This is a genomic window from Xanthocytophaga flava (assembly GCF_030068545.1).
Taxonomy (GTDB): domain Bacteria; phylum Bacteroidota; class Bacteroidia; order Cytophagales; family 172606-1; genus Xanthocytophaga; species Xanthocytophaga flava.
On record NZ_JASJOR010000009.1, the window covers coordinates 253,749 to 278,316 of the forward strand.

A 24,568-nucleotide genomic window follows, 5' to 3' on the forward strand; every position below is an offset into this window, starting at 1 on the left:
GGATTCTTATTATGGACTTAAGCTGTGAAGGGTTTACCTGTTAAGAATTGACTTCGTGTTTTTCCTGCCACTCAAAATTTCCTATTCGCTCTGTGATCAGCCAACGGTTATTCTGACGGATATATGTGTCCTGGTAAACAGCCCCGATACTGGTCTTTATTTTTTTGCCATCTTCGGTGCCAATCAAGGTGATTAAGCAATAGCATGTCCCGGTAGCATTATTGCCCTGGATAGCTACCTGTTGCTGTCCATTGAAATGGTAGACGATTTCAACGTTTTTAAGAAACTCAGTAAAGGCTTTTTCCATTTCTATGCGGCCTTTTAGCTTTAAAAATGGCTTGCCGTTTATATAGGTTTCTGAGATTGCATTTTCAGAAAAAAGCTGCACCTGGGCGTGCACATCTTTTTTATCTGCCAGGATAGAAATGCTATCAATCAGCTCTCTGAGAAAAACTCTATCTTCTATTTCTTGACTATTCATGATGTGTTTTTGTTAAAAATTGGCATAGCAATACCTGAGTACCCATTACTGGATACATAAAAGGGATAACTTTTTACAAAGGGATTGATGACTTGCTATCTGTTTAGCAATCAACGTCAACCTAACAGCCTGTGTACAGTACAGGTTGCTGAAGACTTGTTTAAGAGCTTAGTAAAAAGACTTTCTGAAGATGTTGGGTGAAAGATGGGTGTAACGCTTAAACAATTTATTAAAAGATTGCGGGTGCTCAAAACCCAGTTGATACGCAATCTCAGCTACCGTCAATCGAGTGGTACTTAGAATTGTTTTGGCCCTTTCAATTAAGCGATCATGGATATGCTGCTGTGCGCTTTGACCTGTCAGCGACTTAAGCATATCTGTCAGGTATCTGGGTGATACCTGAAGATGATTCGCTACCTCAAGTACAGTAGGTATACCACTCTGCTGATCAGCAAAACGGGTTGCCAGGTAGGTGTCCATTTGACTGATCAGATCATGATAAATAGCCTTTCGGGTCAGAAATTGCCGGTTATAAAAGCGATTACTGTAATTAAGTAATAATTCAATCTGTGAAACAAGTACATCCTGGCTGAAGGCATCCGTGTTTGTTTCCAGTTCAGCAGCAATCGTGTCAAACAAGCCAGCAATTATGTTTTTCTCTTTCTCTGAGAGGAACAAGGCTTCATTTACGGCGTAGGTAAAGAAGCCATACTGATGAATGTTCTTTCCCAACTGATAATTCCGCAGTAGATCAGCATGAAAAAACAGATTGTATCCCTCATAACAGTTTTCGTCCCCAGATATGGTGATAAGTTGATTCGGGGCTAAAAAGGCCAGGCCACCTTCTTCAAAGTCATAATAGCTTTGTCCATATTTTATCTGACCACTGAAAGCCTTCTTAAAGGAAACTTTATAAAAGTCGACCAGAAAGCTACGCCCTGCATTTTTACGGGTAACATTTTCCGTACTATAGTTGACCAGCGCGATCAGGGGATGCAATGGTTTAGGCAGCTCAAGTGCCCGCATAAACTCTGATATGCTTTTGAAAATGATGGGTTGTGATATAGTTTTCATAACTTGGCCTGTGTTATACTAAATTCTTTACACCAGAATGTCTGATAATCTGGTCTGCCTTTATAGTGTGTGGCTGACTGATAACATTTGTTGTCACAGCAAAGTTTGTAGTACCTGGCAGTGATGTGATCAGATCCTGATTGTCTTCTCTATTGTTTTTCATAATGCAAAGGTAAGCTAAGCCAGCATCTGAAAATTAGCCTAATCTGTCAAAAGTGTAGCCAGAATCCCCTGAGTATATAACTAGCTTAATCAGTAATGAAAATCTAGATTTATAGCACAATTCATGTTAGCCAGGGTCAAATTTTACTTTCTACACTAATTAGTATGGTTGTTGTAGCAGTTGAAGTATTCCTCAAAATGAGTGTGGAGTTTTACTGTACTCTTTTTTGTATATCAGTAGCTGTGGTAATCTCTGCCGCTTCATTAGACTCTATCCGCCAAGCCTGTTCGTAAGGTTTCAGGCTCTCAAAACCAAGGTTGTATTTTTCTTGGTTTTTGTGATTCTATAAAATCGCTGATAGGCAGACTTTTACATGTATATATAATAGAACTGTTTGAAATCTGTATTTTTTATTTGTATTATTCTGACAAATAACAAACCTACTTTCCATCAGTAAAGCCCAGCAGATCGAAGTCCTTTTATGAAATCAGGTTTAAATTCTCTATTTATACTTTTTGTGTTTGTGGCATGTAACACTCAAGAAAGCAATACGACTATCAAAAAAGACAGCGTATTCAATAAAAGTATAGATCAATCCCTAAGTAAAAAGTCAATTGCGGTTGGTTCTGCCAATACCAAAACATGTTGCATTCCTGATCCAGATATGTTTCTTCTAAAACCAGCGGAGATAACAGTAAATAAGGATAGTATATCTTTCATAAGACAGTTAAAAGATCTGAATAAGGAACAAGTCAAAGCCTGGATAGATCCTATACCTGAAAAAGACAGATACAACATTGAATTGCAGTTTCAGTATTTTAAAGCAGTTGCTTTTCAGAAAGAAACAAACAATTATTCTACAATTCTGGTAATGATGATTGAAAGCTTTTGGGATGATTTTGTAATCCAGCAACAAAATCTTATTACAGTTGATCCTACTGGAAAGTATATAGATGGAATACCTGTATGCTACATAAAGAATCTGAGTAATTCAGATCCGGAAGTTGGTAGTCCATCAGGATTATATCAATTTTCCACAAGGACCCATAGCTACTTCAGTGGTGATACAATAAAGGTGTATCAGTTAGTATCAGTTGCCAAAACTGAAGATCCGAAATTAGATACAGATGAGTGGGATGAATCCTATGAAACCTTGTATAGGGTTAATCCCGAAGGAAAAATAGAGATGATACGTAAGCCTAAAAAAATTGCAGATGAGCGAGATAAACAATAACACAGGTATGGATAAGACTATCTCCCTATAGATGAGGAAGGGGAGAAGTTTATCTGATCCGACAGTTTGTCCAAATAGTAAATTTCCCTCCACAGGTTGAGGTTATCTCCAATCTGCACGTCGGGAAGCGGAGCAACAGATGAGGGTGTCTTTTTACTACAGATTGGTAGAGAAATACACAGAGAGATTTCATTCTAGAGTTCGAGGAACGCAAAAACAGACTAAATGGTAACAATCTTCAATCCTAAATCTTATGAATAAATCTTGGACGTTTTTTTGTTTAGTTTGCTTCTTTCTGACAGATTTTAGTTATGGTCAAGGCTCTCCGCTTTCTCAATCCATTGTTTTATCGATGGATAAGGACACCACCCTCCAAATTACATACAAAAATATTTCAAAAAAGGAATATGTGCTTTGGATGCAGGATTGGCGAGTTCTTCTAGTAGATCCAAAAACACTTCTTATTAGTATTGCAGATGATTGGCCTCTCGTTAATTTTTTATATATCTACCCAAAAAATATAGATATTTATGATAAATTTAATGTTAATATCTTTTACTATTATGATTCCAAAGACTATAATATTTTATATGAAAGCTTTAAAGTTTTAAAACCTCAAGAGATCTTTCAAACAACGCTAACCATAAAAAATCCAGAAAAGATTGAGATATTGAAAAAAGGCAAAGTCAAACTAACCTATATTTATGGTGTTGCAGAGCTGGAGAAGATATTGAAGGTGTTTCCAGATAAAGAACAACTATTTATCCAAAAAGATACAACAAGCATAGAGATTACTGGTAACACATTTTATAATCAACGTATGGCCCAGTTTTCTACAACAAATTCTATACAATTACAGAATGAACTAGTTGCTCCGTATTTTAAAGGATATGTAAAAGAGTTTTCTATGAAGAAAAGTAGTACACAAAACACAATCTATTTTCAAGAAAAACAATAAAGGGACTTATCTTGAGTTTGTTTCATCCTGAAACAGATTAACAGGTACTAAAGATTACAATAAGTCATTTTAAACATTAATTCACTCAACCTCCTGCAAACGCAATCATTTCCTGTCGTGGTGTTATCACCAGTCTGCGTATTAATAAAAGATTGCTGGTGATAACCACAGCAACGAAAACGAGTTGAAGTGAAACCTCGTAAAATCATACCCAAACCAATAGAACGAATGAAATTTCGACAAAGATTTCTCAGATATTGTGATGTATCAGCGTTTGGTATAACTTTTCTTTTTCTTCTATCTGTCGTAACAAAGCTTTTAAAAAGTGATCCTTTTTCAGTAGTTGAAACTACCTCTCCAGGGTTTAATAGACTAATAGACATTGCTTTACTAATCCTTTTTGTTTTCTCCTATCTTAATGTTTTTATCCTCTTTTTTGGCCTGATTATGAGTTGGTTTGAGAAAAAGCTCGGAAAGTTCATCTTTTATATCCTGGCTATTGTTTTTGAAATAGGTATAATTAAGCTATCTAATGACTTTGAATTAATTATAGGCTCATTGAAAGGAATCATACACCACTTTACTTCACTATAACCCTGTTACGCTATGGTATGCCATAGAGACATTAAATTTGCAGATACTCCTCCTTCTATAGAAGAGTTTATTGCGGAAATCAATAAAATTACTGGGATAGAGGTAATTTATGATGAATATGAGATAATAAATCCTCACTATCCAAGTGATAACTTTATATACACATATCAAGGAGATACTGTATCACTTACTGTATTCGGATATTATACTATAAGTTATCTGTTGGGTGTAGCTTTGTATGCACTCGTGCAATTAGGAGGTGATTTTGGCAATGGATTTATACCTGCCTGGGCATCTTTAAAATGGGAAGATATCAAAGATAGAGTAGACAGGTTGCCAAATTATCCGTATCCAAAGAATCTGTTGAATTGATAGTTGTAAACTTATTGACACTAATTCGGGTAGATTTATGACCATCGATTATTCAGAATGTCAACCAGGCGAGCCACTTAAAGCTTTCATCTTTTCTTTCTGGAAGACGCAGAATAACAGTGGCGCAGATACCCACTATACGGTAGTACCAGATGCGGGTATTGAACTGATTATCTCCGTGCAGCCTGATAAGCCCAATCGAATGGATCTTTTTGGTTTAGCAACCCACATTCTGGATATCACAATCCCTAATCAGGCTGTCTTCTATGGCATTCGCTTTAAACTGTTAGCAGTTGAGTACTTGCTCAAGACGACTTTAGAAACCAATTCCATTCAAAAACCACCCATACATTTTGAACAGATTGATCCACAAGCAGAAACGTCACTGGATAGCTTTGTCGATACCATTAGTACACATTTGCATCAACACCTCCAGTCAGTGATAATTGATCCAAGAAAACAAAAGCTTTTAGACTTGGTCTATCACTCAAAGGGAACCATTCCTGTGCACAAGCTGGCTATTGAAACTGGGTGGGCTGCCCGACAAATCAATCGGTATTTCACAAATACATTTGGCTTACCGTTAAAGGTGTATTTAGAACAACTTGCCTTTTTTTCATCCTTACCTCAGATTGGACAAGGTGATTTTTATCCACAAGACCATTACTATGATCAGTCTCATTTCATCAGACAAACTAAAAAACATACTGGAAATACACCCAAACAACTTTATCTGCAACGGTATATCCGGTTTGTTCAATTAGGCCATTACTCAGAGGAGTAATAACAAAGCATTTGGCAACGTAAAGCTTTGTCCTGATTATCTAGTTAGCCAGTTCCCTGTTAGTGGGATATGCACAAACTGCCTTGTCTCTATATATAGCTGTAAAAACAGCCATAAAGCCCATTCTTTGTTTTTTTTGAACTTTAATAGGATTAAGATGAACTTTTCTTTGGGGATAGTATGTGGAATATTCATTTATTTATATAAATTTCATTCCGCATTTACAATAACGCTGTATTATGACCTCATCTAATTCGCAGTACGATACTTTATGGCATTCTTTCAAGGCCGGAGATAGGGCTGCATTTGCCTCTATCTATAGAAAGTATGTGACTGCATTATTAAATTATGGCAATAAGATTACTTCTGATCGTACCTTAGTCGAAGATAGCATTCAGGATTTGTTTTTTGAGTTATGGGAAAGCCGGGAACGAATTGCAGAGACTACCTCAGTGAAATTTTATTTATTTAAGGCACTTCGCTATAAGATTTATCACAATACAAATACAAAGGATTTCTCCAGCTTAGAAAGTACAGAATACAATACGGAATTGAATCAGAATTATTTTTCATATCCTTCACATGAAAGCCAGCTGATTGGCATTGAAGTTCAATCTTTACAGATGGAAAATCTGAAAACGCTTCTGGAGCAACTCCCCAAAAGACAAAAAGAAGCCATCAACCTTCGTTATTATCATAACTTCTCCAATGAGGAAGTTGCCCAGATCATGGGGGTAAACTACCAGTCGGCCTGCAATTTTATTTACAGTGCCCTTCGTAAACTAAAACTTAACCTACAAGTATCGATAGGCTGCTTTCTTCTTTTCTTACTTTTTTCGTAAAAAAGAGTCCGAGTGTATGGCTATTTTCTACGATATTAGTAGAAATCTCGATACTCCCTGATGTGTACATGACAAAGATTCCTACAAGGTGATATCTAAGATTGTTTCGACCTGATACAATTTCTCTTCAATGCATAAATAATTAAAACACCTGGTTTACAGGCCTCGGCAGGCTACTTTCTTTTTTTCTTATTTTTTTTTCAAAAAAAAGAGTTAAAAAAAGAAGGTTAGTCCATTAGTATATGGAAAGCCTAATGCATTCCCATACAAATGGACTATACACACTATACGATCGAGGATTTTGCCTCAGATCAGAGCTTTATTGACTGGGTACATCAATCCGATCCGCGAGCAAGTGCTTATTGGGAGCGGTATCTGGATGAACATCCTGAACTAAGTACAAAGGTAGAACAGGCACGTATACTGGTACTTAACCTGAAACGAGCACAGGAAACACACCAGGACCCTGTAGTCATAGATGCGTTATGGGATAAAATTCAGGCCAGAACAGAATCTAAAACACAAATCCATATATCCTCTGATACAGAAACAGAAAAGCCCATAAAGCGATCTGTCAGTCAGATTCGTTTCCTGGCTGCTGCCAGTGTATTGTTACTATGCTTGTGTGTGATGGTATGGTTTGTGAGTCGACAGGATACAGCCAAACCGCGTTCAGATCTGTATGTCTACCACAATAGTTTAAAGGAGGAATATAGTGAACAGGTAAACCAGACTGGAAAGCCAGTAAAGGTTCTGTTGTCTGATGGAAGTATGATTGTACTTGAAAATAAAAGCCGGCTCAAGTATAAAACAGATTATACCAACGATTCTACACGGGATGTATATCTGTTGGGAAATGCCTTTTTTGAAGTTGCCAAAAATCCATACAAACCGTTTATTGTTCATTCCAATGAAGTCTTTACCAAGGTGCTGGGAACCAGCTTCCATGTTGAGGCTCCGGAAGATGGAAAAAATATAGTGGTTTCTGTGAAGACTGGCAAGGTCTCGGTTTATACCCTTAAAACAGAGTCTAATGTAGCCACTACATCGATAACCAATAGTAGAGAGGGAGTTACCCTTCTGCCTAACCAGTGCGTAAGCTATCAGAGAACTGAACAGTCATTTAACAAAATGATTGTTGACTCCCCTCAGATCGTAAATGCAAAGATTACCAAAGCTGATTTTAGATTCGAGAACACTCCCATTGCAGAAGTTTTCAACACGTTGGAGACTGCATATGGTATTGAAATTATGTTCAATGCAGAGACAATGAAAAATTGTTTTTTAACCGCACCCATGGGGAATGAGTCCCTGTTCGAAAAAGTAAAAATCATATGTCAGACCATAGGTGCTACCTATGAAGTTATTGATGCTAAGGTAATTATCACCAGTTCCGGATGTTAATCGATCCAGCCCTCACCAAAATTGTTTTGCCTATGAGATAGAAAAAATACAAAACCCTAATCATAAAAAAGATGGTGATGTTACCAGCATCACCGATCTGTTCTCTTCAATCCCGGCTTTGTAGCGATTGGTACTCTACACAAAGCTACAGGATTCGCTTTGTCCACTATTTTATGAACCTAAACTTACCAAAGTTATGAAAAAATATCATACACTTCAAAGTTTGATTGTTACTATTACAAAATTTACCAGTATCCAGTTTCTGCTTATGTTGATTGTATCAGGTGTAGCTATGGCTGCACCAACAGATATATATGGGCAAAGTGTAATGGATAAGGTAATTTCAATCAAGGCAGAGGGTGAAACCATTAAATATGTTTTGTCAGTAATAGAAAAGTCAGTCAACATAAAATTCACCTATAATCCCCAGGCAATTGCCGTTGATCAAAAGCTTTCGTTTGATTACAAAGATCAAAAGTTATCCCGGATTCTCGAAGGGATTTTTTATCCGTTAAATATCAGTTATCAGCTTTCGGGAAATTACATCATTTTGACAAAGCAATCGCAGAATGGTGTGGGTACCGTGATAAATGCTCCGGGTATTTCTGTAACAGACAGGACCGTTACAGGTAAAGTGACTGATGATACAGGTGCCTCTCTTCCGGGTGTGAGCGTGAGTGTAAAAGGGACTACACTCGGGGCTACTACTGATGCAGAAGGCAACTATTCTCTTGCTGTTACAGGTGAGAAACTCATTCTTGTTTTTTCCTATATCGGTTACAAAACAGAAGAAGTAGTATTGGGTGATCAGACAACAGTAAATGTTAAGTTGATTGTTGATTCTAAAACGTTGGATGAGGTAGTGGTAGTGGCTTTTGGTACACAAAAAGAATATACGGTGGCAGGAGCCATTACCACCATTGAACCTGGAAAACTTCAGTCATTTGGTACTACTCGATCCGTAAGTAATAACCTGGCAGGACAGGTGGCCGGTATTATAGCGGTGCAACGTTCCGGAGAGCCAGGCTATGATAATTCTACTTTTTGGATACGAGGTATTTCTACCTTCCAGGGAGCACGAGATCCATTGGTACTTGTTGACGGGGTGGAGCGTTCGCTAAACAACATTGACCCTGCGGAAATAGAATCATTTTCTGTTCTGAAAGATGCCTCTGCCAGTGCTGTATATGGTGTTCGGGGTGCCAATGGAGTCATTCTGATCAACACAAAAAGGGGCAAAATCGGCAAGCCTTCTATCGGCTTCAGATATGAACAAGGCTTTACAAAACCAACCAAGCTACCTTCCTTTTTGAGTGCTGCTGACTATATGGAACTCCTCAATACTATTGCCAGGGAAACGAACGCTCCTGCCATTCCATATTCTCAGGATAGAATTGACAATACCCGCAATCAGACAGACCCGGATTTATATCCCGATGTGAATTGGCTGGATGCTATCACAAACGATCATGCCTCTAATAGCCGGTATAACCTGACTGCCTCTGGTGGCAGCGAAGCCTTGCGCTATTCGCTGGTAGGATCTTATTATTCGGAAAAAGGCATTGTTGCACGTGACCCAGCACAGATGTGGGATTCTTCCCTAAAACTGCATCGGTATAATGTGCGTTCAAATGTTGATTTGGATATCACTCCTTCAACACTGCTGCGAATAAATATTGGAGGATACCTGCAGGATATGAATCGCCCTCCTCAATCTATCGACGATCTGTTTTATCTGGCTTTTGAGACACCTCCTTTCGTCCATCCGACCAAATACTCCAGTGGAGAAATTCCGGTTGTTCCGGAGAGGGCTAATCCATGGGCATTAGCTACCCAAAGGGGATATCAGCGTGTCAGCGATAGTAAACTTGAGTCGTTGTTTGGGGTTGAACAGGACTTCGACAAAGTTATTCGAGGCTTAAAAGGAAGAGTAAAGTTTGCGTTTGATCGATTTTCTTCTACTGGAGTAAAAAGAAGTAAAGATCCCAATTACTATAGTCCCTCTGTAGGCAGAAATGAAGATGGGTCTTTGAATCTGGTTATTTACAGGAATGGACAGGATTTTCTGGGGTATGAAAAGACTTCTGAATGGGGTGATAAAAGTGTGTATATGGAAGGTAGCCTTACCTATTCAAGAGCCTTTGGAAAGCACTTTCTGGATGCATTGCTTCTTGGTAACAGACGCAACTATGATAAAGGAGAAGCACTTCCTTTCCGAAATCAGGGATTGGCAGCCCGCCTTTCGTATTCATATGACCGACGGTATATTGCTGAGGTGAATTTTGGGTATAACGGTTCAGAAAACTTTGCCAAAGGAAAGCGCTATGGATTTTTCCCATCCGCTGCTATTGGATGGATTCTGACGGAAGAAGACTTTATGGAGCCTTTTAAAGCCACTTTTTCAAAAATTAAACTAAGAGCCTCTCTTGGGAAAGTTGGAAATGATCGGTTAGATGGACGTCGCTTTGCCTACATTACAACCATTGGAGAGACAGATAAATACAGATGGGGCGTAAATAATGATTATGAACGGACAGGACGAAGAGAGGGTGACTATGGAGTGGCAAATTTAACCTGGGAGACCGTTACCAAAGCAAATCTGGGCCTTGAGTTGGCGCTACTAAACAATAGTATTCAGTTCCAGGCTGATTTCTTTAAGGAACAACGAAAAGATATCTTTTTAAGGCGTGAAAACATCCCAAGTTCAAGTGGATTTGTTGAAAAACCCTGGGCCAATTATGGCAAGGTAGATAACCAGGGAGTTGATATTTCCCTGAATGTAAATAAGCAGCTTTTCACTGACTTGCTTGTATCTATACGGGGTACATTTACCTACGCTAAAAATAAAATTATCGAGAAGGATGAGGCACGTGCTGTCATTGGTACCAACCGATCGCTTACAGGAAAACCTGTAGGGCAGATTATGGGACTGGTAGCAGAAGGATTATTTACGACTGAAGACTTTGCCGACGTTTCAACTGGCCAATTGATAAGTCCATTACCAAGACAGACGTTTGGCCCGGTGCAACCCGGAGATATCAAATATAAGGATGTGAATAAGGATGGAATTGTGGATGCGCTTGATGTCTCAGCCATTGGTGGAACAGTGGATCCTCAGATTGTGTATGGCTTCGGATTGAGTGTGCAATACAAAAATTTTGATGCGGGAACCTTCTTTCAGGGTACAGGAAGAACCTCGCGGATTATTGGAGATGCAAGCTCCTTTATGCCTGGCTCTGGTAATGGCGCGTTAGGAAATATTTACTCCAATGCCAATGATCGCTGGACAGCCGAAAATCCACGTCAGGATGTCTTCTGGCCCCGATTATCCAATGCCTCCAGTCAGATCAGTACACTGGCCAATAATACGCAGACGTCCAGCTGGTGGATGAAAGATATGAGTTTTCTTAGGGTTAGACGCATTGAGATAGGATACACCTTACCAAAGAATGTAATTGGCAGAATAGGGATAAAAGACAGCCGGATATTTGTGACAGGAAATAACCTTTTCACATTCTCCTCCTTTAAACTCTGGGACCCTGAAATTGATACCCGGCCAGATAACAGACCGAATAATGGCTACAGATATCCAATTATGAAGTCGGTTTCTATCGGTATGACGTTTGACTTTTAAATTTTACGACCTACTTAACATACGGGAAAAGATGAAGAACTATACAGTACTCAGATATACAATACTCTTCTTGCTGATTATTTTATCAGAGTCCTGCTCTGATTTTCTGGACAAGATGCCAGATGATTTGCTTACACAGGAGATGGTCTTTAAAGACAAAACCCGGACAGAAGAATGGTTGGCAGGGGTATACGCCAACATTCCGGATCCTTATTGGGATTATGCACGTAATATCAGTTACGATCCTTTGTCAGATGACATGTGCCCTAACCCGAGATGGGAACAATTTGGATGGGATGTGATTGCCAAACAAACCGGTAACTGGAATACGAATTCATTTTGGGGGCCCAATTACTGGTATGAATTACCCAGAAGGATACGGTCAGCTTATATTCTGATCGAAAATGTCAAACCAAATCCTGCACAACAGTTTACGCAGGAGGATGCAGATAATATGAAGTATGAAGCACGTTTCCTGATTGCCTATTATTACTGGCTCATGGCAGAAGCCTATGGTCCTGTGCCTCTTGTACGGGAGATTATACCAAGTGATGCAACTTCAGAACAATTGCTGATAGGACAGACTCCTTTTGACAAGGTAATAGACTGGGTGGATTCTGAAATGCTGGAATTATCCGGCTTATTGCCCGACAAGTATGCCAGTAATGCAAAATTTGGCAGAGCTACATCCATTATGTGTTTAGCCGTACGGGCACGTATGCTCTTATTTGCAGCAAGTCCCCTGGCAAATGGCAATCCGGATTACAATGGTTTTGTCAATGACAAAGGGGAAGCTTTATTCAATACTTCCTATGATGCCAATAAATGGAAGCGTGCCAGTGATGCCTGCAAGCTATTGATCGACAAAGCTCATGCCGCCGGACATAAACTATACTATGAATACAATGATAATGGAAGCATTGATCCGTTTTTGTCGTATCAGAATATGATGTTTAAAAGAACGACAGATGGCAATGCGGAAATTCTTTTTGCACGACCTAATAGTGAGACATGGGAATACGATAGACACTCACAACCACGTGGCACTGGGGGCAATGGTGGACTGGGTGTTACTCAATCGCTGGTAGATGCTTTCTTTATGAAAAATGGCTTGCCTATCGATGATCCTAATTCTGGCTATGTTGAGAAAGGCTTTTCAACGGCTGATGAATTCCGCAATACAAAGTGGAGTGAAGTACAGGGAGGGGGTAAAGTTACCTTAGCGGGTACCTACAATATGTACTGCAATCGCGAACCCCGCTTTTATATATCTGTCTTATACAACAGAGCCTGGCACAGAAGAGAGAATCGTACAACGCGGTTTATGATAGATGAATGGGATGGTGGCCCTACCCATGATGCACCTCAAAGTGGCTATCTGTTACGAAAAAAAGTGCATCCTGACCATGATCCACGAAATCGTACCAATCCGTACCGTCCTGGAATTCTGTACAGGTTAGGAGAAGCATACCTCAACTATGCCGAAGCTTTAAATGAGACTGATCCCGGCAATCCGGATATCCTTAAATACTTAAATCTAATCAGAGAAAGAGCTGGCTTACCGGAAGTAGCTGCCGGAAGCCAGGATGAAATCAGAGCTGCCATCAGACGCGAAAGACGGGTAGAACTAAACTGTGAAGGAATTCGGTATAGCGATATCCGCAGATGGAAGATTGGGGAAGAAGTCCTGAATCGCGATTTTTTTGGCATGAACTTTAACGGAACAGAAATTAGCGATGATGAGAAGAATCCGAAGGCGTACTTTAAACGGACGGTTTATCAACGCCGGGTTTTTTCTAAAAAGAATTACTGGTTTCCTGTTCCTCAGTCTGAAATTGATAAAAACCCTAATCTGGTACAAAATCCATTCTGGAAGTAACGCTGGTTACGGTGACAGGTGTAGGTTTCAAAATGCAGATCTGGATTTGTGTTTTAAGTATAATAACAACCAAACCTAACCATTTTCAATTTTGAGGTTTTAGGAAAGATATCTTTTCCGAGCTATTGTCCCTAACACCCTTTTTTGTCCTTCTGAAAGGAACATCCACACTCTGTCCTCCTGAAAGGAGCTCGTGACAAGACCGGCGGCCTGTGGTTTCTGAATAAATTTTTTTTCACGAAACAAGCGCCACTCTATTTGTCACAAGATTCTTTCAGAAGGACAGGAGAAAGTGATGTTCTTTCAGAAGGACAGAATGGAAGTTTGAGGTGGTTTAGTCAAATGAGTCAGGAATAACACTGATTTCGATTAGTAAACTGTCAAAATAAAAATAAAAGCCAAACGTGTTTCGTATGTTTTTGGGCTCACTTTCAAATGTGACATTTTCCGCTTTCAGGTTCTGATAAACAGTAAGTACAGCCTCTTTGTCGGGTTGATAAAATCCAATATGAAAATTTTCAGGGTAGTGTACAGTGGCTTCCTTGTTGAGTTTTGATGACCAAAGTACTAAAGCAAATTCCTCAGTATTGGTTAAGACAGCAATCGCATCTTTTCGATTCTGAATGCATGTAAACCCTAACTGATTTTCAAACAAGCGTATTGTTTTGGGAATGTCTGCTACCACTAAATTGATGTGATTTAATTTCATGTTATTTGTCGTTAGGTAATGGCACAAAATTGGGCTTTTGCTACCTTTATCCATTGGACAAATCGGACATTTTGATGGGTATGTGTTGTGTCTATTAATACAAACCATCTTTCCATCAGGGAAAGGGCAAGTTTTTAGCCACTTTCCGTTCAGTATGGATAATAATTATGGTAGAGCATTATGTTGTCCCATAACTTTTCTGGAAATGAAGGTTTTAAAAAGAAAGATGCTGGTTCGAACGTCTGTTCAGACCTAATTAAAAAGCAACGTCCGTTGTGTTGGGACAGAGAGAGCCAAGTTTACATTTTTCCCCATGTTGGTGTTATCACCAACATGAACGATGGGAATAAGGGTCTTTGCCTTACGTTGACAGCATTGAGCGGATGCTTGTGCCAGAAACTTTTTTTATTTCTAGAAATGTTATGGTACACGATAAGATGGCAGAGCCTCACCCATGTTTCAAACCTTAGTATGCTTGTTCTTACTTAAAAGAAGCTCTGAACTCGATAGGGGATAGTTGGGTCTTGGATTTAAATAATTTGCTGAATGACTGGATGTGTTCAAAGCCTAGTGCGTAAGCAATTTCACCAACAGATAAGTCAGTGGATGAAAGTTTTTCTTTAGCTTTTTCAATTAGCTTCTCATGAATATGCTGTTGGGTATTCTGCCCGGTCAGCACTTTAAGGAGACTACTCAGATATTTGGGCGATAAGTTTAGGGATTCAGCAATATAACTTACTGTGGGTAATCCCTTTGTGATGAGATCGTCATTAGCGAAGTAATCATTGAGCAATTTTTCCAGCCGTTCCAATAAATAATGATTGGTTTTTTCACGTGTGATAAACTGGCGGTGATAGAAGCGATCCGCATAATTGAGCAAAGTCTCAAGATGTGAAATGACAATATTTTTGGTAAACTTATCAATGTTTGAATGACACTCCTGCTGAATGTTTACCAGAATTTGAACTAAGGTCGTCTCTTCCTTTTCAGAGAGAAACAAGGCTTCATTTACCGAATAATCCCAAAAATCATACTGCTTGATAGTTTGTGCCAGTGGTGTGTTCCAGAGGAAATCCGGATGGATGAGTAACATCCATCCGGATTGTTGGATTGCTTCCACATGGTCCTCAAGCGACAAACTCAAAATCTGTCCCGGTGCAACAAACGACATGATTCCATTGTCAAAGTCAAATTGCTGCTGCCCGTATTTCAATTTTGCATCCTCCACATTGGAAACTCTCTTTAAGGCAATAGCATAAAAATCATACAACCAGCTTGCAGGCTCTTCCAAGCGTAAACGTTCAACAGACTTTATCTCAAATACACAGATGAGTGGGTGTTGGGGTTTGGGTAAGTGCCTGAACTGTAAAAATTCGCTGATTGTTGCAAAACGTTTCATTCTTTATCTGGTTTCTTTTTTGACTTCCAGTATGATTTTACCCCTAACGTGTTTCGTTTCGCTTTCCCGGTGGGCTTCTGCTACCTGATCCAACGGAAAAACCTTACTCACAACAGCTTTTACTTTACCTTCGTCTACAAGTTTTGTTATTTCACTTAGCAACGAAACATACCCCATACTGACTTCGCCAACATATGTGCCTGTTGCATTTTTTGCGGCAAGTGCTTCTTTCAATTCATCTGTAAAGGGACTGTCTAGCTGTGTACAAACAAAAATACCACCTTTTTTTAAGAGTTCAGCTGAATTCAAACGAGTCTGGTCATCCCGAACAGGTGAGGCATTAAATACAAGGTCAATGCTGCCAAATAAACTTTCAAACGGCTGGTTTTTGTAGTCTAGGGTCTCGTCAGCGCCCAATTCTTTCAAAAAATCAAAATTATGAGGCGATGCCGTACCAATCACATAGGCACCTTTTGCTTTTGCAATCTGCACAGCCAGGTTGCCCACGCCACCAGCAGCGCCATGAATAAAAACCCGCTGACCTGGCTGAAGCTTGCCTAAATCATATATACCGCTCCAGGCGATCAATGCACACGATGGAAAAGCAGCTGCTTCGTTGAAGCTAATGGTTTTCGGCATGCGTGCAAACCGGGTTGCACTGGCAACAAGGTATTCTGTGTAACTGCCATCGCCCGGAAAGTTCGGTACACCATATACTTTATCTCCTTTTTTGAAGTCTTTGACCTCACTACCCACTTCCTCAACAATACCTGCTGCATCCAGCCCCAATCCCAGAGGCAATTTCAGGTATGGCCGTAAGATATCATTTCCGCCCTGACGGATAATATAATCTGCAGGATTAACACTACTGGCATATACTTGTACTAAAATCTCATCCGCTGCAGGGACCGGACATGGCAGCTCTTCCAGACGCATTACTTCTGGTCCACCAAATTCATGAATTCTAATTGCTTTCATAACTCTTTATTTTTGTTTTTATCTTTCTCAAAGGTCAGAGTCAATGTGCAATCTCTTTTAGCCAAATTACGCTTTGTTTCAGCCAAAAGTCTGTTTATGAATAAAGTGATAACACACCTTAACTGTTGGAAGTATGATCGTTATTTACCTTTCATCTGCTGGCAGGGTGAAGTGGAGTTGTTCCTGAGTAAGTATAAGCTGATCAGTCATTAGTTTGCTTACCTGCTCATCCGTTGCATTGCTGAACAAGTGTGTAAAGCGGGCGAGGTCAGCTTCATTTTTGGGTATGAATGATTTTACATTGTCTCTGGCATTGCCCTGAAACTTTTTACTGATCGGTTGCAGTAATGAATTATAGCTTTGAAGTGATAAGGCAAGATCTTCTGCATACGTTGCCAGGAAGTAAGCCAGAGCCTTTGCACCATAGATAGATAAGGAAGCCCCCATACCTGATAAGGCAGTAGGACAATATCCTGCATCACCAAGCAAAACTACGTTTTCATTGACTAGGTTAGGAGCATGCACCATACCCATTTTATCAACGAACATCAGGCCGTTTTTGAGAAAGTTGTTGATTACATGTTGTACTTCACTGGGATACGTTTTAAATGTCTCTTTTAACAGGTTTTGGGCATTTTCCTGTACTGCTGGTAAGTTGTCCGTAGTATGGATATAGCACTGAATAGCAATTTCTTCCTTATTGACTGGATAGATAGCAAACATCTTGTTTACATCCAGGTAATTTCTGACTGTACCTATAGTATACAGATGATTTCCTTTTAACCTGCCACCCATATACAGAAGATTAAAATCTTCCAGTTGGCTTTCCGGGAAATAACGGGCTCTGGTAGAAGAACGTAACCCTTCTGAAACGATCAGCAGGTCGGCTTCCAGGACAGCTCCAGTGGATAAAGTAACATTGACTTTTTGATCATGCTGCTCCAGGTGTTCAATAGTGGTGTCAAACAAGATATTTATCTCATTTCTGACACTCTTGTACAATACATGGTGAAGACCGCCACGGGTGATCAGAATGGATTGAGTGGTGTTTTGATTTACCTTTTCATAACTGATATCACGAATCATATGTCCCTCCGCGTCTAACCAATGCATAAACAACGAAGGTGTCGCCTCCTGAATCAGTTCTTCTTTCAGTCCCATCTGGTCCATAATATCCACACCAAAGCTTTTGAGTGATACAAAGAAACCAGCCTTGGTAAAAGCTCTGGCTTTATCGATGACTATAATTTCATGTCCTTGCTCATGTAATAATTTCGCAGCAGTAAGCCCGGCAATGCCGCCTCCTGAAATGATGATTCGTTTTTTCATTGTATTTTTAGTTGATTTACACCTACAAAAATATTGGTAGGTTTAGGCATAAAATAGCCGGTTACCGACTATTAATAGTCCAAAAAAAATGAAAAAGCAGAGTAAAGATCAGATGTTAGAATTCGCGGAAAAACTTGGCGTGCCGGTTTTTGAACAGATAGCTAACCTGAAAGTATTACAGTTTAATTACGTCAGGACTATAGATTTACTGCCGGAAATGATAATTATGATGCGTTCTCTGGTGGCAAAAGAAGCCTTCTCGTTTCGGAGGGAGCCAATCACCGTGATCAAAAATGGACTACTGTTTTCATTTCAGAATGTATTCAACGACGGTCAGGAAAATGTAGCAGACCTGCCCGGCAACTTACAACAAGAACGTTCACATGTACGGATCACTCCCTTGCATATGACAAGTGAGGTACATTTTGCCAAACAGTCACATATCAAACAGATCTCCATTATTATAGAAATGACCTACCTAAGTAGGTTTCTTGGTAAAGATCAGCCACAATTTAGTTATCTCTTTGATGCGGACAGTACCTTCTGGATAGAAGAGTTTATGTCGCCGGAGATAGCTTCTATTGTAGATCAGATGTTGAACAACAGCCATAACGTTAGCTTTCCTGACCTTTTTTATTCTATGAAAGCACTGGAATTGCTATACTTTCTGTTCAATAACCTCTCGCGCAGGGAGTCGGTCTCACATCAGCAAGTAACTCGTGATGAAATAAGCAAAGTATATGAGGTGCGCAATGCCATGGCCGCGTCACTTGACTGTGCATTGCCAATCAGTGAGTTAGTAAAAATAAGTGGAATGAATGAACTCAAATTGCGCAAAGTTTTTACACAGGTATTTGGTAAAGGATTGTACACATACTTTCAGTATATGCGAATGGAAGAGGCTGCCAGACTGTTGCGAGAGGAACGCTTATCCGTATCAGAAACGGGTTATCGTCTGGGATTCAGTAACCTTAGCTATTTCGGAAGATTGTTTGAAGAACATAAGGGTATGAAACCAAAGAAATGGAGCAGTCACACTCCCTAAAATTCTTGTTATACGTACCTTATTTGTTGACTACCGGACAATTTTAAAAATAGTAGATTTTTCAGGAAATTGTTTGAGTAGGGCGTATTTCATATGTACTTGTCCTATTACTAAGTACACTCTTCAGATACTCGCTGGGATTAACTTTGTAATGCTTCTTGAATGCTTTCGCAAAATGGGTCATATTGCTGTATCCAACCATATAACCTACCTCAGAAACATTGTAATTTCGTGTGGTGAGCAGGTCTTTTGCTTTGATGATCTTTGCCTTTTGGGCAAACTGATAGACAGTATAGCTGAATACCTGCTTGAATAGTTTAATCATTTTACTCTCACTCATCCCGACTTCTTCTGCGAGTGTAGCAATCTTTAGTGTCAGGTGACTATTCTCCATGAGCCTTCTCCGAATTGAAAACAGCTTCTCTACATCTTCCTTTAAAAGGCCGGAGTAATTGTAACGTTCTTTACTAACAAACGTTCGATACAATGTGAGCCTAAGCAGATTAAGAAGAGCAATATACATTTCAAATCTGGAAGGCCCGTTTTCATCGGAGATGCTACCCAATTTACGAATCAAGTTTACGGCCTCCGGAGTCGTTTCAGATAAATAAAGGAATGGTGAACCTGGAGTAAGCCCTTTCAATACATCTGGCTGGTCTATAATGGCACGTATCGTCTCACTGGTAAAAGTTATGAACAGTGTCTTGAAGGGCTCATTGGGTGGAAATGCGATTTCGACAGAAGAACCCGCCGAATAGAACAAAATACTATTGGGTCCGTTGTGATTCATGTCTACCCATTCACCATCTTTTTTGATTGTGATTTTATTGGATACAATGCTTGCAAAAATACAGAAAGTTGTGCTGTCCTGTTCATTGATTGTTTCCAGCTGCCAGGGAAGGTGCAAATGGTGGCTTCCTATATATACATTTAACTGTGAAGGGAAATAAAATCCCTTCACAGTTCCTGAACCTAAGCCGGAAGGTAGATCAACCGAATCTTTCGTACGGATCGTATAGAAATCAGTTGACAGGCTTTCAATCAGGTCAGCGTTTTTGTTGATGCGTATATGGGTTTTCATAAAAAATCTGTTTCAAACAAAAAACGAAAGTAGCAAAATTCACAGGCAGCCAGAAGCTCTATTGAGTAAGTTCAACTGTTTAAGACTATCCCATGTTAACACTAGTGTTAACATGCTGCGACACTGCTGGTAAAGAATTGTACAGTAGCCTCCAATGGAATATCCGTTTCTAAGATGAAAGACAATGTGGGTATTGTAGTTACCGAATGCCAGTCCAGCATCTGGTAACTACAATACCCACACAAAAAGCCTGATGCATTTTGGCTGACATGTACCTCTAAGAGACAGTAGCTTATATAACTACTGTCTCTTCTGTAACCAGCCATACAGCTGCAGGAATATCAAGGAAGTTACTATGGTCAGGATCTACTTTCTTTTTAAAATTATCAGATAAAAAGAATGCATTCATATCGTCAACACTATCAAACCATGTTTCTATCATGGTATCATAGGCTGGATTGGGGTAACCCGTTGCAGGAACGGGTACAGACACAACAAACTTTCTGACATACTGTTTTGTCTCTGGAATTGAGAGAAGAAGTGGCACATGTATATCACGACGGTAATTTACAAATTCCTGATGTGTCATCCCTTTTCGGCGTGTTAGCAAAATAGCTAGCTTAATCATAACTTGCATTACTAGAATAGTGGAAGATATATAGTCTGTTGTTAAAAATGCTTTTTTTGATGTAGGTATGAACTCAAAAGAGTGCTATACCTATCCTTCAAATAAAGGAGCCTATTGAAAAGAAAATTAGTAGCAATGAACAAGCTTATTTCTGTATACCTGTTTGCCTATTCTTTACTTTTATCATTCATACAAATAGCTCTTCATTTTTAACCGTAACATAGGACAAAGGTCTATAATTGTATACACGTCCAATAGCCTGAAACTTTAAAAGTCTAGCCCGAAAACAGAAATATCAATGGCTTATATATAGTGGATTATCTTCCATACATATCATAGTTCGGATGGATACTGATAATGTAATTGATATTTTAGCACTTAAAGTATCTGAAGAATGACAAGAGGTATATGTATCCGTATAGTCCTGTAGCCTTAGAGTATATACTAGATAAAGAGTAAAAAATTACTAGTGGTGTCTCAGTCTTGTCTCACTAAAGTAGGCCACCTCAATAAAATACCTCAAATACAGGATTAGATTTGAGGTAAAGTCCTTTTTCAGAGATGAAGAGTATCTATGTACAAATTTTCAAGCAGCCTGTTTATAAAATCCTCACCATCTTTTTTTACAAGTGGTCTGACCGCAGCAATATCTATTAGCCATTTTTCATTATAGGTTAGATGAAAAAGAGCATTTTGTGTAAATACTGTATTTCTATAATAGTAATTTACTTTGTTAAAAGCTTTCAGTGAATATACAATTTCCAATATGGGATAAGGGACACTATCAGTTATATAATTAACTCTGTCTATTTTACCTCTAATGGCTTTAACCAATCGAATATAGTCTAGTTTCTCTATGATGCTTTTTAAATATTCAACAGCTAAATTAATAGGAACATTAGTTTGGTTACTCTTTAATAGCAGAGAATCTATAGCATTTTTTGGGTCAAGTGGAAAAGTTTTTGTAATGCCATTCTGGAAATTGAAAGTAATCGTGTGCATGATTACAGTCGTACTAACAATAATATTAGGATCATTTATAGTATCCTTTAAAAGCTTGTTTATAGTCATGATTATACTTTATACTACAAAATTAAATAAACTTAAACATTGTTTTATTTTACTATAACCCTGTTACGATATGGTATGTCATAGAGACATTAAATTTACCGATATACCTCCGTCTGTAGAAGAGTTTATTGCGAAAATCAATGAAATTACTGGGATAGAGGTAATTTATGATGAATATGAGATAATAAATCCTCACTATCCAAGTGATAACTTTATATACACATATCAAGGAGATACTGTATCACTTACTGTATTTGGATATTATACTATAAGTTATCTATTGGGAGTAGCTTTGTATGCACTTGTCAAATTAGGAGGTGATTTTGGCAATGGTTTTGTTCCAGCCTGGGCTTCTCTAAAATGGGAGGATATTAAAGATAGAGTAGACAGATTACCCAATTATCCGTATCCAACAAATTTGTTGAATTGATACCATAAGATTATTGGTACTAATTCGGGTGGAGTATTTCTGATTTTTGTCCTGCTACAGAAGTATCACCATAACTGCATGGTGGCAAAAGGGAATGGGTAAGAAAGCAAAGCCATCGACAGAAGAAAGATAGTCTACTACAACAATTACCTTCTCTACTAATGCGATTTAACTTATATCTGTCATGATGCCATCGTTCTCCCAAGCTGAATGATGGGCCAACAAGTTGCGAGTGAGTACACCAATAAGAGAGCCACTAAATGAACTCAATCAAGTAAGTTTTTTGATTAGTAAATATGTTTGTCTTTACATCCAAAAAAAACTATTTCGGTGTAGCCTTATACGGCAATGAGGCTGTCCTTCCTGAAATAAATTAATTGCTGATAAAGTTGACACCAAGGCCACAGACTTCCATTAGCTATCCAGAAATGAATACCACTCGTCCAAATATGGACAAGTTTGAAACCTTGTTGAGAAATAAAAATCTGCTTTTAGAAATGGCACAGGCATTGGGGTGAAATGCTACGGAATATTTCGTGCTGTATCTTGCAAAAGATGCATCAAACAAGGACCACAACACAATGAGGTGCTTTAAAAGTGATCTTTTGGCTATTTTTAGAGCACATTTCTAATTTATACTCAGAAAAAGACTTTATTTCCTACTAAAATAAAACTCTTTCTCGTTGTTGTTAATAAAGTAACAACATATATAAACTACCGCAATAGGAAATGAACAAAATAGCATTGTTAACACTTCTGATTATATGTATTAGTATAGTAGAATCTTCTGCTCAAAAACCTAAAGTAAACAACTCAACTGTTTTTATAGATAGTAATGGAAAATCTATTTCTAAAAATGAATTTCGAGACAAGTTAAAAACAGGTCAATACGTTGTGGGAGACTATAAAGTCAGTGGGTTGTCAATCACAGAAATATCTTTGAGAGGAATTAACGAACCAGAAAAAGAAAAGCTTCAATCTAATTCTCCTAAAAGACAATATCATACACAAGCACCTTCATTTACAACAACAGATATAAATGGCATAACCTATTCTACAGATCAGCTAAAAGGAAAGATAATAGTAGTGAACTTTTGGTTTATTAAGTGTCCTTTTTGTATAGAAGAAATGCCTGAATTAAAAAGACTAGCTGAGAAGTATAAAAGCGACCCAACTATTGTGTTTATTTCCTTTGCCCGGGAAAAGGTAGATAAATTAAAAAAATATGTACAAGAGAAGGGCGATTTTGGATTTGCCATTATCCCCCAAACAGAGCAAATAGCCACTCAATATGATATCAATAGTTACCCTACAACCATTGTAATTAATCAGAAAGGTGAATTTGTTTATGATTTTGAAGGATATCCGGGCAATATCAGTGGGTTAGAAAAAGCCATCTATAAGTTAAAATAGTAGTTTTTAGTCCATTGTGGTCTTTTATGCATTTTATCCCCTCATTGGTTTGCTTTCCAAGCTCAACAATCATAAGAAATACTTTGAAGAAATTTGTCACTCTTATTTTGATAGTTGTAATTGCCTCGCTAATCGGTGGACTTTATGGCATTTTACATGACCAGTTGACGTATACAATTTCACCTGAGTATTACACAAAGTTTAAGTTCTATCAATTCGGGCTTATGGACTTAGGTACGGAAGCTATATTCCCATCCCCAAGAATTGAAGTTTCTGTTGTTGGGTTTATGGCAACCTGGTGGATGGGATTGCTTATCGGACTTATTCTTGGGCTTGTTGGGTTAGTACACAAAAACCACAAACAAATGTTTCGTGCCACAATGGGAGCAATTAGTGTGACCATACTCATTGCATTTGTAACTGGTCTTATTGGGCTTGTATACGGTAGACTTTTTTTGGCAGATACAGACATAAATTGGTGGATATCTGAAGAAAACCTGGTTGACAAAAAAAGTTTTATTGCAGTTGGTTCCATGCACAACTTCAGTTATGCAGGCGGGCTGATTGGACTAATAGCAGGAATAGTTTATAGTATCAGCCAAAAGCGAAAACATGTATCTGCTGATGGAGAAGATCAGTAATCTCATATTTTTCTGCCGTTGACGTTATCACCAATCTGAACGACAGGAAAATCAAAAAACATAGCATTGATATATAACAGATCAAGGATACGTTGAAGTTATTTAGTATTAATTAAGAGGTTAAATTTTACATTAAACGAATAGAGAAGGCTATATATACTAGAGCATTCTATATATGAGCCTTTATCACTTTTAGCTTTGAGTTTGTCAGATACAATTATATATAACTTATGGATGATATGAATTTCGCACCTGGACTTGGAATTATCGTTCTGATAATGACTATACTTTTACCTATGAAGTTGTTTAGTATTTATTAAGAGGTTGGATTTTACGTAAAAAACGAATAGAGAAAGCCATATAGAGAAATGCAGTCCAGTTAGGCGCCTTCTTCTCAAACCGAATTAATAAGACTTTGAAACTGT

Annotated in this window: 22 protein-coding genes; 12 read left to right on the forward strand and 10 right to left on the reverse strand. The window is 38.6% G+C overall.

Annotated features, from left to right (window positions below; translation table 11 throughout):
* Positions 1 to 40: 40 nt before the first annotated feature.
* The 3 genes from QNI15_RS15610 to QNI15_RS15620 form a co-directional block, all read right to left on the reverse strand.
* Entirely contained in the window at positions 41 to 481 is a 441-nt protein-coding gene (locus QNI15_RS15610; protein WP_314032500.1) for a nuclear transport factor 2 family protein, read from the reverse strand.
* 168 nt (positions 482 to 649) lie between these two features.
* Entirely contained in the window at positions 650 to 1,555 is a 906-nt protein-coding gene (locus tag QNI15_RS15615; RefSeq protein WP_314032502.1) for a helix-turn-helix domain-containing protein, read from the reverse strand.
* Between the two features lie 13 nt (positions 1,556 to 1,568).
* On the reverse strand, positions 1,569 to 1,718 hold the full coding sequence (locus QNI15_RS15620) for a hypothetical protein (RefSeq protein ID WP_314032504.1): 150 nt from the start codon (positions 1,716 to 1,718) through the stop codon (positions 1,569 to 1,571).
* A 523-nt stretch (positions 1,719 to 2,241) separates the two neighbouring features.
* On the opposite strand from QNI15_RS15620, the gene QNI15_RS15625 reads away from it, so the two are divergent.
* The 8 genes from QNI15_RS15625 (at position 2,242) to QNI15_RS15660 (ending at position 13,419) form a co-directional block, all read left to right on the forward strand.
* Positions 2,242 to 2,952, forward strand: a complete 711-nt coding sequence (locus QNI15_RS15625; RefSeq protein WP_314032506.1) for a hypothetical protein — start codon at positions 2,242 to 2,244, stop codon at positions 2,950 to 2,952.
* Positions 2,953 to 3,205: 253 nt separating this feature from the next.
* Positions 3,206 to 3,910, forward strand: a complete 705-nt coding sequence (locus QNI15_RS15630) for a hypothetical protein (RefSeq protein WP_314005520.1) — start codon at positions 3,206 to 3,208, stop codon at positions 3,908 to 3,910.
* Between the two features lie 606 nt (positions 3,911 to 4,516).
* Complete coding sequence (locus QNI15_RS15635; protein WP_314032508.1) at positions 4,517 to 4,876, forward strand: hypothetical protein; 360 nt, start codon at positions 4,517 to 4,519, stop codon at positions 4,874 to 4,876.
* A gap of 37 nt (positions 4,877 to 4,913) precedes the next feature.
* On the forward strand, positions 4,914 to 5,660 hold the full coding sequence (locus QNI15_RS15640; protein ID WP_314032509.1) for a DUF6597 domain-containing transcriptional factor: 747 nt from the start codon (positions 4,914 to 4,916) through the stop codon (positions 5,658 to 5,660).
* A gap of 239 nt (positions 5,661 to 5,899) precedes the next feature.
* The gene (locus tag QNI15_RS15645; RefSeq protein WP_314005510.1) at positions 5,900 to 6,502 is read left to right on the forward strand and encodes an RNA polymerase sigma factor; all 603 of its coding nucleotides are present in this window, start codon (positions 5,900 to 5,902) and stop codon (positions 6,500 to 6,502) included.
* Positions 6,503 to 6,772: 270 nt separating this feature from the next.
* The gene (locus QNI15_RS15650; RefSeq protein ID WP_314005507.1) at positions 6,773 to 7,906 is read left to right on the forward strand and encodes a FecR family protein; all 1,134 of its coding nucleotides are present in this window, start codon (positions 6,773 to 6,775) and stop codon (positions 7,904 to 7,906) included.
* Positions 7,907 to 8,102: 196 nt separating this feature from the next.
* Positions 8,103 to 11,540, forward strand: coding sequence for a SusC/RagA family TonB-linked outer membrane protein (locus tag QNI15_RS15655; RefSeq protein WP_314032511.1), 3,438 nt, complete (start codon positions 8,103 to 8,105; stop codon positions 11,538 to 11,540).
* 31 nt (positions 11,541 to 11,571) lie between these two features.
* Positions 11,572 to 13,419 carry a RagB/SusD family nutrient uptake outer membrane protein gene (locus QNI15_RS15660; protein WP_314005501.1) on the forward strand — a complete coding sequence of 616 codons (1,848 nt, stop codon included), beginning with the start codon at positions 11,572 to 11,574 and terminating at the stop codon, positions 13,417 to 13,419.
* Between the two features lie 334 nt (positions 13,420 to 13,753).
* Here the strand turns inward: QNI15_RS15660 and QNI15_RS15665 are convergent, their stop codons facing one another.
* The 4 genes from QNI15_RS15665 to QNI15_RS15680 all read right to left on the reverse strand — a co-directional run bounded on the left by QNI15_RS15665 (position 13,754) and on the right by QNI15_RS15680 (position 17,834).
* Positions 13,754 to 14,128, reverse strand: coding sequence for a VOC family protein (locus QNI15_RS15665; RefSeq protein ID WP_314005497.1), 375 nt, complete (start codon positions 14,126 to 14,128; stop codon positions 13,754 to 13,756).
* Between the two features lie 481 nt (positions 14,129 to 14,609).
* Positions 14,610 to 15,527, reverse strand: a complete 918-nt coding sequence (locus QNI15_RS15670; protein ID WP_314032513.1) for a helix-turn-helix domain-containing protein — start codon at positions 15,525 to 15,527, stop codon at positions 14,610 to 14,612.
* A 3-nt stretch (positions 15,528 to 15,530) separates the two neighbouring features.
* A complete protein-coding gene (locus QNI15_RS15675) occupies positions 15,531 to 16,505 on the reverse strand; it encodes an NADP-dependent oxidoreductase (RefSeq protein WP_314032515.1) in 975 nt (324 codons plus the stop codon).
* A 144-nt stretch (positions 16,506 to 16,649) separates the two neighbouring features.
* The gene (locus QNI15_RS15680; protein ID WP_314032517.1) at positions 16,650 to 17,834 is read right to left on the reverse strand and encodes an FAD-dependent oxidoreductase; all 1,185 of its coding nucleotides are present in this window, start codon (positions 17,832 to 17,834) and stop codon (positions 16,650 to 16,652) included.
* An 88-nt stretch (positions 17,835 to 17,922) separates the two neighbouring features.
* On the opposite strand from QNI15_RS15680, the gene QNI15_RS15685 reads away from it, so the two are divergent.
* The gene (locus tag QNI15_RS15685) at positions 17,923 to 18,879 is read left to right on the forward strand and encodes a helix-turn-helix domain-containing protein (protein WP_314032518.1); all 957 of its coding nucleotides are present in this window, start codon (positions 17,923 to 17,925) and stop codon (positions 18,877 to 18,879) included.
* 61 nt (positions 18,880 to 18,940) lie between these two features.
* Here the strand turns inward: QNI15_RS15685 and QNI15_RS15690 are convergent, their stop codons facing one another.
* From QNI15_RS15690 to QNI15_RS15700, 3 genes are all read right to left on the reverse strand, one after another.
* Positions 18,941 to 19,960, reverse strand: a complete 1,020-nt coding sequence (locus QNI15_RS15690; RefSeq protein ID WP_314032519.1) for a helix-turn-helix domain-containing protein — start codon at positions 19,958 to 19,960, stop codon at positions 18,941 to 18,943.
* Positions 19,961 to 20,252: 292 nt separating this feature from the next.
* Positions 20,253 to 20,597: an EthD domain-containing protein gene (locus QNI15_RS15695; RefSeq protein ID WP_314005476.1), complete on the reverse strand. Its 345-nt coding sequence runs from the start codon at positions 20,595 to 20,597 to the stop codon at positions 20,253 to 20,255.
* A 546-nt stretch (positions 20,598 to 21,143) separates the two neighbouring features.
* The gene (locus QNI15_RS15700) at positions 21,144 to 21,659 is read right to left on the reverse strand and encodes a hypothetical protein (RefSeq protein ID WP_314005474.1); all 516 of its coding nucleotides are present in this window, start codon (positions 21,657 to 21,659) and stop codon (positions 21,144 to 21,146) included.
* Positions 21,660 to 21,729: 70 nt separating this feature from the next.
* Here QNI15_RS15700 and QNI15_RS15705 point away from each other — a divergent pair, with 70 nt between their 5' ends.
* The 3 genes from QNI15_RS15705 to QNI15_RS15715 all read left to right on the forward strand — a co-directional run bounded on the left by QNI15_RS15705 (position 21,730) and on the right by QNI15_RS15715 (position 24,143).
* Positions 21,730 to 22,089 carry a hypothetical protein gene (locus QNI15_RS15705; RefSeq protein WP_314032520.1) on the forward strand — a complete coding sequence of 120 codons (360 nt, stop codon included), beginning with the start codon at positions 21,730 to 21,732 and terminating at the stop codon, positions 22,087 to 22,089.
* A 729-nt stretch (positions 22,090 to 22,818) separates the two neighbouring features.
* The gene (locus QNI15_RS15710; protein WP_314032521.1) at positions 22,819 to 23,502 is read left to right on the forward strand and encodes a TlpA family protein disulfide reductase; all 684 of its coding nucleotides are present in this window, start codon (positions 22,819 to 22,821) and stop codon (positions 23,500 to 23,502) included.
* A gap of 83 nt (positions 23,503 to 23,585) precedes the next feature.
* On the forward strand, positions 23,586 to 24,143 hold the full coding sequence (locus QNI15_RS15715) for a hypothetical protein (protein WP_314032522.1): 558 nt from the start codon (positions 23,586 to 23,588) through the stop codon (positions 24,141 to 24,143).
* Positions 24,144 to 24,568: the final 425 nt, after the last annotated feature.